The following is a 15,300-nucleotide window of genomic DNA, read 5'->3' as shown; positions in this document are numbered from 1 at the left end:
CCTCACGGCCTCACCGGATCTCGAGAATCTTCTCCCGCATCGCGTACACCACCGCCTCCATCCTGGAGTGCAGCTGCAGCTTCTCCAGGATGTTGCGCACATGGTTCTTCACGGTGTTCTCGGAGATGAACAACTCCTTGGCGATATCCCGGTTGTTCATCCCGGTCGCCACGAGCTTGAGCACTTCCAGTTCCCGGTCGGTGAGCCGCGGCGCGGGCACCAGCCGGCGCTCGTCCGTCCGCTGGATCATCGACTTGAACTCGGTCAGCAGTTTCGACGCCATCGAGGGGCTGATCTGCGACTGCCCGTCGGCCACGGCGCGAATCGCGGTGGCCACCTCGTCCGTCGAGATCTCCTTGAGCAGATATCCCGTCGCGCCCGCCTTGATCGCGTCGTAGAGATCGGCTTCCTCGTCGCTGATCGTCAGCATGATGATCTTGGCGCTGGGCGCCACCTCCTTGATGGAGGTGCACGCCTCGATCCCGCCCCGCTTGGGCATCCGTACGTCCATCAGGACGATGTCGGGCAGCAGGTCCGCGGCCTTCTCCACCGCCTCGGCGCCGTCCCCCGCCTCACCGACGACCTGGATGTCCTCCTCGGCCGCGAGCACGATCTCCAGGCCACGGCGGAAGAGGGCGTGGTCGTCCACGACCAGGACGCGGATCGGCTCGTCGCGTGAGGAGCCCGTGTCCGGGCCCCGGCCGTCCGGGCCGTCGCCGGCCCCCTCGGCCTGCATCGGTCCGAAGCTGTCCGCCATCGTTCCTCCCCCTGAAGGCTTAGGCCTGTGGTCCCGTGCCATCGCCAACCCAAGGCAACGACCCACCGGTTGAGCCGTTGTGGCCATGATTTCATGCCCGGACGACACCGCGGTGACGAAGCCATGGGCGAAGTGGTCGCACACCGGTCGCACACCCGTCGCACACCGGTGGCATACGGGTGGCACAGCAGCACACCGGTGGCACACCGGTGCCCCTGGGGGCGCACAGCACTCCAGGGGCACCGGGTCAGCCGTCGTCCGGGAAAGTCAGCCGCCCAGCGAACCGCCGGCCTCCGGCGAGGGCGGCGCCGTGATCATCGTGTCCGTCCTCAGATGGATCACGCCATAGTCGTACGCGTGCCGCCGGTAGACGACACTCGGTTCCTTCGTCTCGGAGTCGACGAACAGGTAGAAGTCGTGCCCGACCAGCTCCATCTCGTAGAGGGCCTGGTCGAGGGTCATCGGGGCGGCGACGTGCGTCTTCTCGCGGACGACGAGCGGGCCCTCGCCCTTGATCTCGAGGGAGCCGATCTTCTTGGTCGGCACGTCTTCCGACTCGTCCGCCCCGGCGGTGTGGCCGTTGCCGTTGAGCGTGGCCGCGCCCGGAACGTGGTGGGGGACTTCGGCTGCGGTGAGCCGACGGACACCGCGGCGCGTGTGCCGCTTGTCGTGCTGCCGGCGCAGCCGGGCGTCCAGCTTCTCCGCGGCCAGGTCGAGTGCCGCGTAGGGATCGCTGGCCGCTGCCTCCGCCCTGATCACCGGACCGCGGGAATGGAGCGTGATCTCCACCCGGTCGCTGCGGTCGGCCTGTCGGGGGTTGGGCTCCTTGGACACCTCGACGTCGAGGCTGATCACCTTGCCATCGAGCTTCTGGATCTTCTCCAGCTTCAGCTTCTCGGCCACGTGCTTGCGGAACCGCTCGGGCACCTCGGTCTTGCGGCCCTTGACGACGATGTCCACGCAGAACTCCGTTCCCGGATCGCTCCGCCTCGGATGCGGAGCATCTCCCTTGTGCACCAGGTCCCGGTGTGGCCCGGAACCTCGGACTCGGTGACGTCCACCTCCTCCTCCCCCACGGGCGAGATCTGCACCCGGCCGGCCCGGTGATTGCGGAAATCCCGCGGCACGGCATTCGGATATGAGAGGTGTGGCCTGCGGCTTTCCCTCACAACCGAACATATCTCGCCCGGACGGATGTCGTCACCCTCTACCGCGGCGTACCTCCGTTCCGGTGAATTGGCGCTCTCACTACCTGCAACGATGCAACTTCGCAGTCAGTTCCGGTTCATTTCGAAAGAATCCGGTGTTGCCGCGATCACCGCCGCGCAGATGACGTCGACGCCCCCTTCCTTCGGTACAGCAATCCGTGCCCCAGTCCTTTCCCGGGTTCCACTCCCGTACACAACCGACACGCGTTCGTCTCGTGCCCCGTCTCCCCGGCGCCCACGACCGGCCCCTCCGCCGGCCGCCCCACGCACCGCGTCCGCCCGCGCTTCCCGCACCGCCCGCGCCGCCTCCGTCAGGGACGCGCCCGTGGTCATCAGGTCGTCCACCAGCACGACCGGCCCTCCCTCCAGCAGCCGCGCCCCGCCGGACGCCACGGCCAGCGCGCCCGCGACGTTGTCCAACCGCTGCCGGGAGGTCAGCCCCGACTGGTCGGCGACCGCCCGCCGCTGCCGCAGCACGGCGGCCACCCGGGCCGGCGTCCCCGTCCGCCGCAGCTCCCCGGCCGCGGCGAGCGCGATCCGCCGCACCGGATCGTGCCCCCGCGCCCGCACCGCACCCCGCCCCGACGGAACGGGAACGAGCAGCACCGGCGCACCAGGACCCCAATGCCTCCCCTCACCAGTCACATCACCCCCACCGGCACCACCGACTGCACCACCCCCAGTTCCCAGACCACCGCCACCACTCCACGACGCCTGCCCCAGCCCCGCCCGCACCGCTCCCGCCAGCACCTCGCCCAGCGGCCCGGAGAGCACCAGGGCACCGCGCTCCTTGTGGGCCAGCAGCGCGGCCCGCACCTCGTCCCCGTACCGGGCCGCCGCGTACACGAACGGCAGACCCGGCGGCTCGGGCACCGGCCGCACCCGGCACGGCGCCGCCCCGCCCAGGGCGGTACGGCACTCCGGGCAGAGCACCGTACGAGGCCTGCCGCAGCCCCCGCACTCGGCCGGCAGCACCAGGTCGCTGAGGTCCCGCCACCACCCCCGCATGCGCTTCACTCTGCCAACCGCCGCGCCGCCCGACCACCCCTGTGGAAAAGCACCTGTGGAAAACTCCACGCCCCGCGCCACAGCCCTCATCCACCCGGGTGAACGCCGACGCGTGGGCCACGAAAACGGCCGCCCCCGCCGGATCACTCCGCACGAGAACGGCCGTACGGCCACACAGCCACCCACGACACAGGACGCACACACCCGACACAGGACGCGCACACCCCGCGCCCCGCCCCGGTTTCCTCACCCCGGATAAACCGGCGCCGACCCTTCCTTCACCACCGTCTGCCACTGCGCCCCCGACGGCAGCCGCACGATCCCGTCGTCCGAGTACGCCACCAGCGGCAGCCGCTCGTCCTCGGACGCGGCGATCTCCTTCACCCCGGTCAGGGCGTCCGGCGCGGGCCCCTTCGGTGTGGAGCCGTCGACCTGGGCGTACCGCAGTTGCAGCACGCCGCCCTTGGCGCGCCCGACCACCACGAGCTGGTCGTCGCCGCACCACGACACCGTGGTGACGTCCTCCAACTCGGGCGCGGCGTTGTGCAGTTCGCGCACCGTGACCGTCGACCGCTCGCCCACCTTCTCGTCGAGATCGATCCGCCCGACGAGCAGCGACTGCTCGCCGTCCTTCTCCACGATCAGCGCGATCCGCACCCCGTCGGCGGCGACCCGCACCGACTTGATGCGCCCGTCCAGAGCCGGAACCGCCACTTCCAGCGGCTCGCCCTTGCCCGCCTGGAGCAACAGCAGCCGCGCGTGCGCGGGATCGCGGTCGGCGACCCACAGATTGCCCTGCTGGTCCCAGCTGGGCGTGGTCAGCCGGTCGTCCTCGGTCTTGCCCGCGCTGGTCAGCACCGGCTCGCCGAGCGCGGCACCCGGCTCCACTCTCGCGACGTACAACTCCCCGCCGTCCCGGGAGACTCCGGCCGCGCTGCGCTCGTCGCGCGACACCGCGACGGAGCGCAGCGTGTGCGTACCCTCGCCCAACGGACCCGGCACCGGCTCCGCACCGGCCGTCTTGCTGCCACTGCGGATCCGCACCATGCGGTGCTCGCCGTCGAGGAAGTACAGGTACTCGGGACTGCGCGCGGGACCCCGCGTGGCGACCGCCGTGGCCGCGTCCGCGTCGAGCGCGCACAGCTCCGCGCCGCCCGCCTGCAACTCGACCTCGTCCACCGCGGGGGCGAGGTCCTGCAAGGTGAACAGCAGCTGGGCCGCCATCTCGTTGCACTTGGCCAGCCCCACCCGGGCCGCCTTGTCGTTCAGCGGCACGGTCAGCTTGTTCTGGTCGTCGGGCGTCAGCGGGACCGCGTCCTCCTTCAGCCGCGTCCCCGTGGGAAAGCTCGACCGGACCACCGGATCGAGCCACCGCGTGGGCCCGTCGAGCAGCGACCGCACCACCTGCGTCGTGGGATCCACGCGCTGGCGCACATAGACCGGGTCGGCGACCGCCGCGAGCTGCGCGGACGTGCCGGACGCGAGGTTCGACGCCAGGTAGTACTTGTTGACGGACATGTAGTTGCGCTGGAAGTCCGACTGGCCGAGGACGACGCCCTGGGGCAGCCGGTCGATGCGCCACTGCCCGCTCTCACGGTCCCTCTTGAGGCGGACCTGCTGGCTGTAGTTCCCGCTCGCCGGCGCGTACGACAGCTCCGCGTCCACGATGGCGACCCTGCTGCCCGTCAGCAGGAACGCGAACGTGTCGCTGTCCTCCTTGTTGGCCGCCCAATCGACCTCCAGGCCGGGCGCGTTGGCGAGTACGGTCGTGGTCCGCTGCGGCTTCCAGGACTTCCTGGCCGCGTCGGTCAGATACTGCTTCGCCGTCTCGTAGTTGGGGTCGTCACTGGTCAACGCCTCCAGGAACCCCTGCACGATCTGCGGCGGCGAGGCGTCCTCGGACGGCGGCACGGCGAACACCCGCACCTGCGCGTCCTGCCGCGGCGTGGACTCGACACCGCGCAGATCCCCGTGGTCGGGCATCGAGGCGCACCCCGACAGCAGGACGACACCACAGGCGATATACGCCACCGCGCGCGCCGGCGTACGCCGGGCGCCCCCCTCGCGGTCAGCGCCCACGAATTGCCTCCCCTTACTCATACGACTCATCGGACTCCGCGTCCGCCGGGCGGCCTGCCGCGGCGCCGGGCGCCGGCTCCTCCGCGCGGCGCGTCCCGCTCACCGGCCGGGGCACCACGCGCGCGCCGTTGCCGGGCAGCGCCGTCGGATCGGCCGTCGGGGCCACGGCGGCCATCCGCGGGCCTATCGCGTCGAGCGGCCGCACCGGCCCGCCGGCCGTGGTCTGCGCGGGCACGGTGGCACTCTTCTCGCCCCCGCGCGGCTGACCGGCGTCGTCCAGTCCGCGGTTGCGCCGCGAGTCCTTGGGCTCCAGCGGTATCGGCGAGCCCCGCAGCGGCTCGTCCGCGGTCCGCGGCAGCGTCAGCCGGAACTGCGAACCAGCGCCCGGCTCACCCCACGCCTGCAGCCAGCCGCCGTGCAGCCGGGCGTCCTCCAGGGCGATGGACAGCCCCAGACCCGTACCGCCCGTCGTCCGCGCGCGGGCCGGGTCGGCCCGCCAGAACCGGTTGAAGACCCGGGTCGCCTCACCGGGCTTGAGCCCGACGCCGTAGTCGCGTACGGCGACCGCGACCGCCCCGCCCGCCGCGGCGAGCTTGACGACGACGTCCCGGCCCTCACCGTGCTCGACGGCGTTGACGACGAGGTTGCGCAGTATGCGCTCCACCCGCCGGGCGTCCGCCTCGGCGACGACGGGCTGCTGGTCGCCCACGATCCGGATCCGCGAACCCTTGCGCTCGGCCAGCGGCTCCGCCCCGCCGACGACCCGCCGGACGACCTCCCTGAGGTCTATCGGCTCGGCCTCCAGCGCCGCCGCGCCGGCGTCGAAACGGCTGATCTCCAGCAGGTCCGACAGCAGCGACTCGAACCGGTCCAGCTGGTCGGCGAGCAGTTCCGCCGACCGCGCGGTCACCGGGTCGAAGTCCTCCCGCGCCTCGTGGATGACGTCGGCGGCCATCCGCACGGTCGTCAGCGGCGTACGCAGCTCATGCGATACGTCGGACACGAACCGCCGCTGCATCCGCGACAGGTCCTCCAGCTGCGAGATCTTCAGCTGCAGGTTCTGCGCCATCTTGTTGAAGGCCTCACCGAGCCGCGCGATGTCGTCCTCGCCGGTGACCTTCATCCGCTCCTGCAGCCGCCCCGCCGACAGCCGCTCGGCGATCCCGGCCGCCATCCGCACCGGCGTGACGACCTGGCGCACCACCAGCCAGGCGATCGCCCCGAGCAGGACGACGACGAACAGCCCGGCCGTCGCCAGCGTCCCCTTGACCAGGCTCAGCGACTTCTCCTCCTGCGTCAGCGGGAAGAGGTAGTACAGCTGGTACGGATCGTTGTTCGGGTCGTTGACCTGCTTGCCGATGATCAGCGCGGGCTGGGACTCCTTGCCGGGCCCGTACACGATGCGGGTGTAGCTCTGATACGCCCCCGGGCCGCTGGTGACCCGCTCCCGCAGCTCCTCGGGCACGCTCTTGTTGGGGTTGACCCCGCCGGAGGCACGCGGACCGCGCCCGCCCCCGGTGTCGTCCCCGGCGGGCAGCGTGACGACGTCGAAGGCGCCCTGGCCGCCACTGGACAGCGACGTGACGAGATCACTCATCCACTGGATGACATTCTGCGAGGACCGTCCGTCCTCGTCGGCGGCGTTGTCCACGGCCGCGCCGCTCGCCGCCTCCTCCGCGCGCTGCTTGGCCGCGGCGAACCCGCCCGTGGCCTGGCTCTGCGACGCGTTCACCTTGGCGTCCAGCAGCCCGTTGCGCACCTGCCCGATGACGACGAAGCCCAGCAGCAGCACGACACCCAGCGACATCAGCAGGGTCGTGACGACGACCTTCAGCTGGATGTTGCGCCGCCACAGCCGCATCACCGGCAGCAGCGGCCGGCGCACCCAGCGCATGAACAGGCGGAGGACCGGGCTGCCGTGGACTCCGCCCTGCAGCAGCCCGCTCTCCGTGAACCTTCCCCAGCGGGAGCCCGCCGCCTTCCGGCCGACAGGCCGCCCCGCGCGGGCCCCGGACCGGCCGGGCGCCGAAGCGGCACTGTCCCCGGACATGTCAGCTCGGCCCGGCCTTGTAACCGACACCACGGACGGTCACCACGATCTCCGGGCGTTCCGGGTCCTTCTCGACCTTGGAGCGCAGCCGCTGCACATGGACGTTGACCAGCCGCGTGTCCGCCGCGTGCCGGTAGCCCCACACCTGCTCCAGCAGGACCTCGCGGGTGAACACCTGCCACGGTTTGCGCGCCAGCGCGACGAGCAGATCGAACTCCAGCGGCGTCAGCGCGATCGACTGCCCGTCCCGCTTCACGGAGTGACCGGCCACGTCGATGACCAGGTCACCGATGGCGAGCTGCTCCGGCGCCGGCTCCTCCGACCTGCGAAGCCGCGCCCGGATACGCGCCACCAGCTCCTTCGGCTTGAACGGCTTCACGATGTAGTCGTCCGCACCCGACTCGAGGCCGACGACGACATCCACGGTGTCGCTCTTCGCCGTCAGCATCACGATCGGCACCCCGGATTCCGCCCGGATCAGCCGGCACACCTCGATACCGTCCCGCCCGGGCAGCATCAGGTCCAGCAGCACCAGATCGGGCTTGGTCTCCCGGAAAGCGGCCAGCGCCTTGTCGCCGTCGGCTACGAAAGACGGCTCAAAACCTTCACCACGCAGCACGATGCCGAGCATCTCGGCCAGTGCGCTGTCGTCGTCGACGACAAGGACTCGTCCCTTCATAAACGACATCATCCCATTCTCATAACGGTGGCGAAGGCGCAGGTGAGGTAGCTCACTGGCCTGTGACGATAGCCGCACGGGACCGTCACTGTCTGCCCTCGCCGACCGCCGGCGCCCCGCGGTCCGGCCCACGCGCCCTCCCGCAAGGCTGCCATGCCGTGCGTCGGCGTCACCGGGGCGGCGACTCCGCACGCGCCCCGAGGCCGGCGCACCGGCCGTCACCCCTGGCCGCCGCGCGCCTTCCCGCACAGCTCGGCCAGCGCCTCAGCCGTCACCGGCGACGCGACCCCCTCCTCGGTGACGATCGCCGTCACCAGCTCGGGCGGCGTCACATCGAACGCCGGGTTGTACGCCTGGGTCCCCAGCGGCGCCACCGGAACCCCGCCACCCGCTCCCGACACCTGCACCTGCGGCGCCGTCACCTCCGTCACCTCGTACCCGGGACGCTGCTCCACCTCGATCGACGCCCCGTCCGGGGTACCCAGGTCCACCGTCGTCACCGGCGCCACCACGATGAACGGCACATGGTGATAGCGGGCCAGCACCGCCAGCGGATAGCTCCCGACCTTGTTCGCCACCGACCCGTCGGCCGCGATCCGGTCGGCGCCGATCAGCACCGCGTCCACCTCCCCGGCCGCGAACAGGGACCCCGCCGCGTTGTCCGTGAGCAGCGTGTACGCCATCCCGCTGCGCGCCGCCTCGTACGCCGTCAGCCGGGCGCCCTGCAGCAGCGGGCGCGTCTCGTCCACCCACAGGCGCCGCAGCCGCCCCTGCCGGTGCGCCGCGAGCGCCACCGCGAACGCCGTCCCGTCCCCGCCCGACACCAGCGACCCGGTGTTGCAGTGGGTGAGGATCCGCTGGCCGCCGCCGGGCAGCAGCTCGTCCAGCAGCGCCAGCCCGTGCTCCGCCATCCGGGCACTGGCCTCGGCGTCCTCCCGGTGCAGCTGCCGCGCGGCCGCCAACGCCGCCGCCGCGCCCGCCCCGGCGTCACCACCGCGGGCCAGAGCAGCGTGGTACGCCTCCTGCGCCCGGCGCACCCCGACCGACAGGTTCACCGCGGTCGGCCGGGCACCCGCCAGCGCCAGCGCCGCTTCGTCCACGTCGAACCCCCGGGCGGCGGCGAGCGCGACCCCGTACGCCCCCGCGATCCCGAGCAGCGGCGCCCCGCGCACGGCGAGCGACCGAATCGCCTCCACCAGCGCGGGTGCGTCCGTGCAGACCAGTTCGACCTCCTCACTCGGCAGCCGGGTCTGGTCCAGAAGCACCAGCACCGGCCCCTCGGGTGGCTCCTCCCACCGGACCACCGGTACCTCGGTCGCCCGCTTGTCCTCGCCGGTTCGCGCCTGCTGATCAGCCATGCGGTCAGTCTGCCCACTATCCGGCGGACAATTGAAGGTGTGCAGCCCGCACCGCGGCCGGTCCTTCGCCGGCCACCCCATGGCACGATGGCTGCCAAGCTGCCGCCGCGACCGCGGACGGGCACCGTGAAGGAGCGACGATGAACGACACTCCGGGCTGGGCCTCGCCCGGATCCGCCCCGTCCGACGGGCACGAGCCCGGCACCTCCGGCACCTCCGGCCCCACCGAGCCGGCCGACCGGCCCGGCCCCGAACAGCCCTCGCAGCACCCGGGCACCGACCCGCACAGCCCCGGCGCGCAATGGTCCAAGCAGCAGCCGCCACCCGCCCAGTGGTCCGCGCCCACCGGCCCGCCGGCCCCGGGCCAGACCCCGCCGCCCCCGCCGCCCGGCCCGGGCTGGGGCACCCCGCCCCCCGGCGGCCCCGGCGGCCCCGGCGGCTACGGCGGCGGCAACTGGCAGGGCCCCGGCGGCTACGGCGGCTGGGGCACCCCCTGGGGCGGCCCCCCGCCCGCCGCCAAGCCCGGCGTCATCCCGCTGCGCCCGCTCGGCGTCGGCGAGATCCTCGACGGCGCCGTGTCGACCATGCGCACCTACTGGCGCACCGTCCTCGGAATCTCCCTCACCGTCGCGGTCGTCATCGAGATCGTCGTCGTCCTCGTGCAGGGCCTGGTCCTGAACGAGTACACCGACACCGGCGCCCTCGGCGACCCCAGCGCCAGCCTCGACGAACTGACCGATGCCCTGGCCGACACCACGCTCAGCTCCGGCGTCCTGCTCCTGATCTCCCTGATCGGCGCGGTCGCCGCGACGGCCCTGCTGACGACCGTCACGAGCCGCGCGGTGCTCGGCAAGCCCGTCACCGCCGGCGAGGCCTGGCGCGACGCCCGCCCGCAGATAGGGAAGCTGTTCGGCCTGATCCTGCTGCTGCCGCTCATCGCCGCCGGTGTCCTGCTCCTGGGCGCCCTCCCCGGCATCCTCGTGGTCGCCGCGGGCGGCGGCGAGGGCGGCGCCGCGCTCGCCGTCTTCGGCGGGCTCGCCGGTGCCGTCGTCACCGTATGGCTGATGATCCGCTTCTCCCTCGCCTCCCCGGCCCTGATGCTGGAGAAGCAGACCATCTTCAAGGCGATGAGCCGGTCCGCGAAGCTGGTGCGCGGCTCCTGGTGGCGGGTCTTCGGCATCCAGCTGCTCGCGGCGATCATCGTGAACGTCATCGCCGCGATCGTCGTCATCCCGTTCACGTTCCTCGCCGCCGCGGTCAGCGGCGACGGCATCAGCGGCTTCGTCAACGGCACCGGCGGCTTCGGCTGGACGTTCCTCGTCGTCAGCGGCATCGGCTCGGTGATCGGCTCCATGATCACCTTCCCGATCACGGCCGGCGTCACCGTGCTCCTCTACATCGACCAGCGCATCCGCCGCGAGGCCCTCGATCTCGAACTGGCCCGCGCCGCCGGTGTCCAGGGCTACGGCCCCACCACCCCCGGGAGCTGATGCGGTGAGCCTGACGGGGGCAGCCCTCACAGCGGCGACGGCACTGCCCCGCGCCGCCGAAGCGGCCGTACGGACCTGGTCACGCACCCCCGACCCGGCCGTACGGCTGCCCCACCGTGACCTGTCCGTCCTGGCGACCGCGGGCTCCGACGACGCACCACCGTTGACGACCCCGCGCGACCCCGCCCGCGAGGCCGCCCGACGCGAACTGTCCAAGCGCGTGTACCACGAGGACGACCCCGGCTTCTTCGAACGCGCCCTCAACGCCTTCTGGGACTGGCTCGACAAAGTGTTCGACGCGGCAGCCTCCGCCACCCCCGGCGGCGCGGTGGGCCTGACCGTCGTCATCCTCGCCGCGCTCGCCGCCCTCGGCGCCCTCTGGTGGCGCCTGGGCACCCCGCACCGCCAACCCGCCTCCTCCGCCGCCCTGTTCGACGACCGCCCCCGCAGCGCCGCCGAACACCGCGCCACCGCCGACGCACACGCCGCCCGGGGCCACTGGAACCAGGCCGTCCAGGAACGCATGCGGGCCATCGTCCGCTCCCTCGAGGAACGCGCCCTCCTCGACCCCCGCCCCGGCCGCACCGCCGACGAGGCCGCAGCCGAAGCGGGCCGCGCCCTCCCCTCCCACACGGAACGACTGCACGCAGCCGCCCGCGACTTCGACGACGTCACATACGGCGGCCAAACGGCCACCCGGGAGTCGTACCAGCGCATCGCCGACCTCGACCGCGTCCTGGAACGCACCAAACCCCACTTGGTGAACAGCACCGACCACAGCACCCCCCACCACACCAGCCAGGGGACCGCCGGATGACCACGGAGGCCACGCCCCCGACCACCTCGGTCTCGCCCACCACCCGCCAGGTGTGGACCCGCGCGCGAGGTCTCGTCCTCGCCCTCGTCCTCCTCCTCGCGGCCGGCGTGACGATCGCCCTGATCCGCTCCGACACCCGGCACGGCAACCTCGACCCGCGCTCCCCCGACCCCCAGGGCAGCCGCGCCGTCGCAGAACTGCTCGCCGACCGCGGCGTCTCCACCCGCGTCGTCACCACCCTCGACGAAGCCCGCGCCGCGGCCGCCCCCGACACCACACTCCTGGTCGCCGTCCCCGACCTCCTGGCCCCCAACCGCCAGGACCGGCTGCACACCGCCATCGCCGAATCCGGCGGACGCACCGTCCTCGTCGCCGCCGGCAGCGCCTCCGTCGAACGCCTCGCCCCCGGCGTCACCGCGGACCCGGCCACCAGCCTCGAATCCACCCTCTCCCCCGACTGCGACCTGCCCGCCGCCCGCCGCGCCGGCAACGCCGACACGGGCGGCATCCGCTACACCACCACCCACCTCGAGGCCGACCAGTGCTACCCCAGCGAGCGCCTGGCCACCCTCATCCGCGTCCCGCACCCCTCCGGCGGCGGTGACACCGTCGTCCTCGGCGCGCCCGACATCCTCCACAACGAACACCTCGACGAGCAGGGCAACGCCTCGCTCGCCCTCCAACTCCTCGGCTCCCGCCCGCATCTGGTCTGGTACCTCCCCTCGCTCTCCGACGCCTCCGCCACCCAGCCAGACGACGAGAAGACCCTCTTCGAGCTGCTCCCCTCCGGCTGGCTCTGGGGCACCCTGCAGCTCTTCATCGCGGCGGCCCTCGCCGCCCTGTGGCGGGCACGCCGACTCGGCCCCCTCGTGACCGAAAAACTCCCCGTCGCGATCCGCGCCTCCGAAACCGTCGAAGGCCGCGCCCGCCTCTACCGCAAAGCGAACGCCCGCGACCGCGCGGCCGCCGCTCTCCGCTCCACCACCCGCACGCGCCTCGCCCCCCTCGCAGGCATCCCCGTGGCCCAGGCCCACACGCCCGAAGCCCTGCTCCCCGCCCTGTCCGCACGCCTCCACGCCGACGGACAGGCCCTGCACTCCCTGCTCTTCGGCCCGCCGCCCAGCGACGACGCGGCGCTCATCGCACTCGCCGACCAACTCGACGCCCTCGAAAGAGAGGTACGCCGTCCATGATGGACCCGACCACTGACAACGCCGGGCGGACCGGAGACCCGGGCGACGCCCGAGCCGCCCTCGAAGCCCTGCGCGCCGAGATCGCCAAGGCCGTGGTCGGCCAGGACCCCGCCGTGACCGGCCTGGTCGTCGCCCTCCTCTGCCGCGGACACGTCCTACTGGAAGGAGTCCCCGGGGTCGCCAAAACGTTGCTCGTCCGCGCCCTCGCATCCGCGCTCGAACTCGACACCAAGCGCGTCCAGTTCACACCCGACCTGATGCCCAGCGACATCACCGGCTCCCTCGTCTACGACGCCCGCACCGCCGAGTTCTCCTTCCAGCCCGGCCCGGTCTTCACGAACCTCCTCCTGGCCGACGAGATCAACCGCACGCCCCCGAAGACCCAGTCGTCCCTCCTGGAGGCCATGGAGGAACGCCAGGTCACCGTCGACGGCACCCCCCGCCCCCTCCCGGATCCCTTCCTGGTCGCCGCGACCCAGAACCCCGTCGAGTACGAGGGCACCTACCCCCTCCCCGAAGCCCAGCTGGACCGTTTCCTCCTAAAGCTGATGGTCCCGCTCCCCTCCCGCCAGGACGAGATCGACGTCCTCACCCGCCACGCCCAGGGCTTCAACCCGCGCGACCTGCGCGCCGCCGGCGTACGCCCCGTGGCAGGCGCCGCCGACCTCGAAGCCGCCCGCGCCGCGGTCGCCAAGACCACGGTCTCCCCCGAAATCACCGCCTACGTCGTCGACATCTGCCGGGCCACCCGCGAATCGCCGTCCCTCACCCTCGGCGTCTCCCCGCGCGGCGCCACCGCCCTCCTCGCGACCTCCCGCGCCTGGGCCTGGCTGACCGGCCGCGACTACGTCATCCCCGACGACGTCAAAGCCCTCGCCCTCCCCACCCTCCGCCACCGTGTACAGCTCCGCCCGGAGGCCGAAATGGAAGGCGTGACGGCCGACTCGGTCATCAACGCGATCCTCGCCCACGTCCCCGTCCCCCGCTGATGGCAATCACCGGACGCGCCGCCCTCCTGGCGGCCCTCGGCTCCCTCCCGGTCGGCATCCTGGAACCCGGCTGGACCGGCATCCTCGCCGTGAACGCCCCGCTTGCCCTCGCCTGCGCCTGCGACTTCGCCCTCGCCGCGCCGGTACGAAGGCTACGGCTGTCCCGCTCGGGCGACACCTCCGTACGCCTCGGCGACACCGCCGACGTCACTCTCACGCTCACCAACCCCACCCGCCGCCCGCTCCGCGCCCACGTACGCGACGCATGGCCACCGAGCAGCTGGCAGCCCGGCACTGAAACCGCCGCGTCCCGCCACCGCCTGACGGTCCCCGCCGGCGAACGCCGACGCATCACCACCCGCCTACGCCCCACCCGTCGCGGCGACCGCCAGGCAGACCGCGTGACCATCCGCTCCTACGGCCCCCTGGGCCTCTTCACCCGCCAGGGCACTCACAAGGTTCCCTGGACGGTCCGCGCCCTGCCCCCGTTCACCAGCCGCAAGCACCTCCCGTCCAAGCTCGCCCGGCTCCGCGAACTCGACGGCCGCACCAGCGTCCTCATCCGCGGCCAGGGCACAGAATTCGACAGCCTCCGCGAATACGTCCCCGGAGACGACACCCGCTCGATCGACTGGCGCGCCACAGCCCGCCACTCCACGGTCGCCGTCCGCATCTGGCGCCCCGAACGCGACCGGCACATCCTCCTGGTCCTGGACACCGGCCGCACCTCCGCGGGCCGCGTGGGCGACGCCCCACGCCTCGACGCGTCCATGGACGCTGCCCTCCTCCTGGCCGCCCTGGCCTCCCGCGCCGGCGACCGCGTCGACCTCCTCGCCTACGACCGCCGCGTACGCGCCCTGGTCCAAGGCCGGACGGCCAATGACGTCCTCCCCGCACTGGTCAACGCGATGGCGACCCTGGAACCGGAACTCGTGGAAACGGACGCCCGAGGCCTCACCGCCACAGCACTCCGTACGGCCCCACGCCGCTCCCTGATCGTCCTGCTGACCACCCTCGACGCGGCCCCGATGGAAGAGGGCCTTCTTCCGGTCCTGGCCCAGATGACCCAGCGCCACACCGTCCTCGTGGCATCCGTGGCCGACCCTCATATCGCGGGCATGGCAAAAGCCCGCGGAACCATCGACGCCGTCTACGAGGCCGCAGCCGCCGCCCAATCCCAAACCGAACGTGACCGCACCGCCGAACAACTCCGCCGCCATGGCGTCACCGTCGTCGACGCGACCCCGGACGACTTGGCGCCGGCACTGGCGGACGCCTATTTGGCCCTGAAAACGGCGGGCCGCCTGTGAGGCGAAGACCGGGCCCTGGAAAGGAAAAGGGCCGGGAACGCAGAAAACCCCCGCACCATACGGTGCGGGGGTTTTCTCAATAATTGTTCGGCGGCGTCCTACTCTCCCACAGGGTCCCCCCTGCAGTACCATCGGCGCTGTAAGGCTTAGCTTCCGGGTTCGGAATGTAACCGGGCGTTTCCCTCACGCTATGACCACCGAAACACTATGAAACTGTCAACCGGAGCCGCAGCAACAGCTACGACGGTTGTTCGTGGTTTCAGAACCAACACAGTGGACGCGAGCAACTGAGGACAAGCCCTCGGCCTATTAGTACCGGTCAACTCCACACGTTACCGTGCTTCCATATCCGGCCTATCAAC

The 15,300-nt window shown here is 72.1% G+C and carries 12 protein-coding genes and 2 rRNA genes; 5 read left to right on the top strand and 9 right to left on the bottom strand.

Annotation, left to right across the window (positions count from 1 at the left end; genetic code table 11):
* Positions 1 to 10: 10 nt before the first annotated feature.
* The 7 genes from ACIG0D_RS00070 to mtnA form a co-directional block, all read right to left on the bottom strand.
* Entirely contained in the window at positions 11 to 757 is a 747-nt protein-coding gene (locus ACIG0D_RS00070) for a response regulator transcription factor (protein WP_365761933.1), read from the bottom strand.
* Between the two features lie 267 nt (positions 758 to 1,024).
* Positions 1,025 to 1,717: a ribosome hibernation-promoting factor, HPF/YfiA family gene (gene hpf, locus ACIG0D_RS00065; protein ID WP_399795324.1), complete on the bottom strand. Its 693-nt coding sequence runs from the start codon at positions 1,715 to 1,717 to the stop codon at positions 1,025 to 1,027.
* 314 nt (positions 1,718 to 2,031) lie between these two features.
* On the bottom strand, positions 2,032 to 2,973 hold the full coding sequence (locus tag ACIG0D_RS00060; RefSeq protein WP_399795323.1) for a ComF family protein: 942 nt from the start codon (positions 2,971 to 2,973) through the stop codon (positions 2,032 to 2,034).
* Positions 2,974 to 3,219: 246 nt separating this feature from the next.
* Positions 3,220 to 5,052 carry an LpqB family beta-propeller domain-containing protein gene (locus ACIG0D_RS00055; RefSeq protein WP_399795322.1) on the bottom strand — a complete coding sequence of 611 codons (1,833 nt, stop codon included), beginning with the start codon at positions 5,050 to 5,052 and terminating at the stop codon, positions 3,220 to 3,222.
* A gap of 13 nt (positions 5,053 to 5,065) precedes the next feature.
* Positions 5,066 to 7,102: an MtrAB system histidine kinase MtrB gene (gene mtrB / locus ACIG0D_RS00050; RefSeq protein WP_399795321.1), complete on the bottom strand. Its 2,037-nt coding sequence runs from the start codon at positions 7,100 to 7,102 to the stop codon at positions 5,066 to 5,068.
* 1 nt (position 7,103) lies between these two features.
* The gene (gene mtrA, locus ACIG0D_RS00045; protein ID WP_198948386.1) at positions 7,104 to 7,793 is read right to left on the bottom strand and encodes a two-component system response regulator MtrA; all 690 of its coding nucleotides are present in this window, start codon (positions 7,791 to 7,793) and stop codon (positions 7,104 to 7,106) included.
* Positions 7,794 to 7,999: 206 nt separating this feature from the next.
* Positions 8,000 to 9,139, bottom strand: a complete 1,140-nt coding sequence (gene mtnA, locus ACIG0D_RS00040) for an S-methyl-5-thioribose-1-phosphate isomerase (RefSeq protein WP_399795320.1) — start codon at positions 9,137 to 9,139, stop codon at positions 8,000 to 8,002.
* Positions 9,140 to 9,279: 140 nt separating this feature from the next.
* On the opposite strand from mtnA, the gene ACIG0D_RS00035 reads away from it, so the two are divergent.
* The 5 genes from ACIG0D_RS00035 to ACIG0D_RS00015 are packed head-to-tail and all read left to right on the top strand — an operon-like array spanning position 9,280 to position 14,938.
* Entirely contained in the window at positions 9,280 to 10,629 is a 1,350-nt protein-coding gene (locus ACIG0D_RS00035) for a glycerophosphoryl diester phosphodiesterase membrane domain-containing protein (protein WP_399795319.1), read from the top strand.
* Between the two features lie 4 nt (positions 10,630 to 10,633).
* On the top strand, positions 10,634 to 11,446 hold the full coding sequence (locus ACIG0D_RS00030; RefSeq protein WP_399795318.1) for a DUF4129 domain-containing protein: 813 nt from the start codon (positions 10,634 to 10,636) through the stop codon (positions 11,444 to 11,446).
* The gene (locus tag ACIG0D_RS00025) at positions 11,443 to 12,639 is read left to right on the top strand and encodes a DUF4350 domain-containing protein (protein WP_399795317.1); all 1,197 of its coding nucleotides are present in this window, start codon (positions 11,443 to 11,445) and stop codon (positions 12,637 to 12,639) included. Before ACIG0D_RS00030 ends, ACIG0D_RS00025 begins: the two co-directional genes overlap by 4 nt.
* Positions 12,639 to 13,628 carry an AAA family ATPase gene (locus ACIG0D_RS00020; protein ID WP_399795316.1) on the top strand — a complete coding sequence of 330 codons (990 nt, stop codon included), beginning with the start codon at positions 12,639 to 12,641 and terminating at the stop codon, positions 13,626 to 13,628. Before ACIG0D_RS00025 ends, ACIG0D_RS00020 begins: the two co-directional genes overlap by 1 nt.
* Complete coding sequence (locus ACIG0D_RS00015; protein ID WP_399795315.1) at positions 13,628 to 14,938, top strand: DUF58 domain-containing protein; 1,311 nt, start codon at positions 13,628 to 13,630, stop codon at positions 14,936 to 14,938. The genes ACIG0D_RS00020 and ACIG0D_RS00015 overlap by 1 nt, the downstream gene beginning before the upstream one ends.
* An 85-nt stretch (positions 14,939 to 15,023) precedes the next feature.
* On the opposite strand, the gene rrf is transcribed toward ACIG0D_RS00015, so the two are convergent.
* Both rrf and ACIG0D_RS00005 read right to left on the bottom strand, forming a co-directional pair.
* Positions 15,024 to 15,140: ribosomal RNA gene (gene rrf, locus ACIG0D_RS00010) — 5S ribosomal RNA — on the bottom strand.
* A gap of 87 nt (positions 15,141 to 15,227) precedes the next feature.
* Positions 15,228 to 15,300, bottom strand: a 23S ribosomal RNA gene (locus ACIG0D_RS00005); the annotation flags it as partial.

Origin of the sequence: Streptomyces sp. NPDC052773 (genome assembly GCF_044547145.1) — a bacterium.
Lineage (GTDB): Bacteria > Actinomycetota > Actinomycetes > Streptomycetales > Streptomycetaceae > Streptomyces.
Note: the sequence above shows the minus strand (reverse complement) of the source record. Positions and strands in the feature narration are given on the sequence as shown.

Bases quoted from the DNA above. Each gene is read 5' to 3' on its own strand.
- ACIG0D_RS00060 (WP_399795323.1), bottom strand. From the start codon at position 2,973: ATGCGGGGGTGGTGGCGGGACCTCAGCGACCTGGTGCTGCCGGCCGAG.
- mtrA (WP_198948386.1), bottom strand. From the start codon at position 7,793: ATGATGTCGTTTATGAAGGGACGAGTCCTTGTCGTCGACGACGACAGC.
- ACIG0D_RS00070 (WP_365761933.1), bottom strand. From the start codon at position 757: ATGGCGGACAGCTTCGGACCGATGCAGGCCGAGGGGGCCGGCGACGGC.
- ACIG0D_RS00020 (WP_399795316.1), top strand. From the start codon at position 12,639: ATGGACCCGACCACTGACAACGCCGGGCGGACCGGAGACCCGGGCGAC.
- ACIG0D_RS00025 (WP_399795317.1), top strand. From the start codon at position 11,443: ATGACCACGGAGGCCACGCCCCCGACCACCTCGGTCTCGCCCACCACC.
- mtnA (WP_399795320.1), bottom strand. From the start codon at position 9,139: ATGGCTGATCAGCAGGCGCGAACCGGCGAGGACAAGCGGGCGACCGAG.
- ACIG0D_RS00035 (WP_399795319.1), top strand. From the start codon at position 9,280: ATGAACGACACTCCGGGCTGGGCCTCGCCCGGATCCGCCCCGTCCGAC.
- ACIG0D_RS00015 (WP_399795315.1), top strand. From the start codon at position 13,628: ATGGCAATCACCGGACGCGCCGCCCTCCTGGCGGCCCTCGGCTCCCTC.
- mtrB (WP_399795321.1), bottom strand. From the start codon at position 7,102: ATGTCCGGGGACAGTGCCGCTTCGGCGCCCGGCCGGTCCGGGGCCCGC.